The 2,392-nt window shown below is 72.4% G+C and carries 4 protein-coding genes; all 4 read left to right on the forward strand.

Annotated elements, in window-relative coordinates; translation table 11 throughout:
* Positions 1 to 140: 140 nt before the first annotated feature.
* The 4 genes from HLK59_RS49555 (at position 141) to HLK59_RS49570 (ending at position 2,289) form a co-directional block, all read left to right on the forward strand.
* A complete protein-coding gene (locus HLK59_RS49555; protein ID WP_240983100.1) occupies positions 141 to 998 on the forward strand; it encodes a replication-relaxation family protein in 858 nt (285 codons plus the stop codon).
* 186 nt (positions 999 to 1,184) lie between these two features.
* Complete coding sequence (locus HLK59_RS49560) at positions 1,185 to 1,436, forward strand: hypothetical protein (protein WP_171148259.1); 252 nt, start codon at positions 1,185 to 1,187, stop codon at positions 1,434 to 1,436.
* A gap of 68 nt (positions 1,437 to 1,504) precedes the next feature.
* Entirely contained in the window at positions 1,505 to 2,095 is a 591-nt protein-coding gene (locus HLK59_RS49565; RefSeq protein ID WP_171148260.1) for a hypothetical protein, read from the forward strand.
* An 11-nt stretch (positions 2,096 to 2,106) separates the two neighbouring features.
* Positions 2,107 to 2,289, forward strand: a complete 183-nt coding sequence (locus HLK59_RS49570) for a hypothetical protein (RefSeq protein WP_171148261.1) — start codon at positions 2,107 to 2,109, stop codon at positions 2,287 to 2,289.
* Positions 2,290 to 2,392: the final 103 nt, after the last annotated feature.

The raw sequence follows: 2,392 nt of genomic DNA on the forward strand, positions 1-2,392 counted from the left end.
CCCCCGCCCTCACCGAAACCGCCACCGCCACCGCCAACAGCACCGGAGCCGGCTCCGGCGCCGGGGGCGGCGCCGATACCGCTCCTTCCGCCGGGACGGGAGCGGGGCCGGCAGCGTATGTCCCGAGCCCGGTCGAGCCGCTGACGCATCAGCTGCTGTCCGCGCTCGCCCTGCACCGCATCGCCACCACCCACCAACTCCGCGCCCTGCTGCGGCCCCACGCCACACGCCAGACCGTCTCCGCGCCGCTGAACCGGCTGCGCCGCAACGGGCTGGTCGACTACACCGTGCTGCCCGCCTCGAACCGTGCACGCGCCTGGTTCCTCACCCCCGACGGCGCCCGCCTGGCGAAGGACTTCCCGGCGCTGCACGGCCGCCCGCCGTATCCGATGACCTCGGCGATGGCGGCCTCACTGAAGACCCCGCACACCCTGACCGTGCTCCGCACCCACCTGGCCTTCGTCGCGGACGCCCGCCGGCGCGGCGACGAACACAGCCACCTCGACTGGACCCCCGAGGTGTCCCACCCGATCGGGGACGGCGAGAGGCTCATCGCGGACGCCGTCCTGCACTACACCCTCACCGGCGGCCGGCACCGCGCCAACCTGCGGGCGTTCGTCGAGGTCGACCGCGCCACGATGAGCAGCGAACGCCTCGCGGCCAAACTGATCGACTACGCGCGGCTGTGGTCCTACGAGCCGCAGCCCGTCGGCCGCCCGCGCCCCCGCCGGCCAGCCGGCAGCGGTGTGACATGGCTGCGCTACTACCCCCTCTTCCCGCGGGTGCTGATCGTGCTGACCGGCGCCTCCCCCACCGTCCTGGCCCACCGGATCGCCGACCTGCAGGCCATGACCGCCCAGCACCCCCACGTGGCCGCCCTGGCCCGCGCAGTACCGCTCGGCGCCGCCGTCCTTCAAGACCTCGAAACCCACACACCCACCAGCAACGTCTGGGTACCGCTGGCCGGCGGCGCACGCCGGCCCTGGACCCAGCTGTGACCGGCCCGCCCGTGCCAGGCGCCATCGGGCGCCGGCCCGGGCTGGTTCACCCGTCAAATGTCGCAGCTTTGTAACTCACCCCACACCCCCTTGCACTTTGCTTACGCGAACCATAGATTCACTTTCGCCACTCCCCGAATGATGTGTCACATCACCGATGAAACACAGAGCTTCAGGAGGCATCTGATGTCGATAGCGCACGACGGTATTCGCAGTCACGAACTGATCGACGAGGAAGAGGCGTGGCCGGCCTCCACGCGGGCCGTGTCCTACATCGCAAGCGCCTGCGTGATCGAAGGCACCGGCGACTTCACCCCGCAGGACCTCGCTGTGGTCCGCGGCCGCTTCCCGCAGCGACACGTCACCCTCGACGGCGACGTCATCACCGTCTGGCCGGCCACCCTGCCCGCCCAACTCCAGGACTCCCACGGCCGATGACCCGCCCGGCACACCAGGCCCCGCACCTACCCGCCCACCGTTCATCCGAGCCGAAAGGACGCGCAGCCATGCCCAGACGGGGCACCATACGGTTCACCCAGCGCTCGGCCGCGTTAGCGATCGCGGCAGGACTCACCCTGACCACCACCAGCTGCGCCGGCCCGGACCGCAGCCAGCAGCCGCAGCACAAGACAGCCGCCACCAACGCCGGCGCCACCCCCTCCGGCACCGGCCCGAACACCCAGCAGGAAAAGGCCCCCGCGCCACTGGCGGACCTCAAGGGACAAAGCGGGCTGGCGCTCTCGCTCACCTCGGCGAACCGCGACCGGGCCGGCTACCTCACCCTGTACGCGACCCTGCGCAACACCGCCTCCCACACCACCGTCGTGCCCGCCGAGCTGCGCGGCACCGAACGCGCCATCGTCAAGACGGGCCAGTCACTGGCCGGGGCCACCCTCGTGGACTTCACCGAGAACAAGCGCTACTACGTGCTGCGCGACACCGACCACCGCCCGCTGACCACCACCGGACTGAGCACCCTCAGGGCGGGCGAGAGCGTGGACGTGTTCATGCAGTTCCCCGCCCCGCCCACCAGCACCACCACGGTCGGCTTCCAGCTGCCCCTGTTCGACACCGCCACCATCAAGATCACCGGGTGAGGGGCGCAGGCATGAACGCCCACCGAACCCACCTCACCCTCCTCCTCATCGCCCTGGCTCTGGCCGCGGTCCTCAGTGCGGGCGCCACGGCCCGGCCCGCCGACCCGACCCGGCAGCCACCCGCGCCGCGGCTGCGGCCGGCGCGCCGACCGACCGCCATGGAGCGGACCCCCGGGACGGGACCCGCCCGCTGAGCGTCGGCAGAACGCGCCGAGCCACGCCCCCCCCACGCACCCCCCAGCGGGCCCACCACCACACCCCCGCCCGGCAACCGGCGCCCTCCCCACACGCCCGCCG

The sequence above is a fragment of the Streptomyces sp. S3(2020) genome (genome assembly GCF_013044505.1).
Classification (GTDB): Bacteria; Actinomycetota; Actinomycetes; order Streptomycetales; family Streptomycetaceae; genus Streptomyces.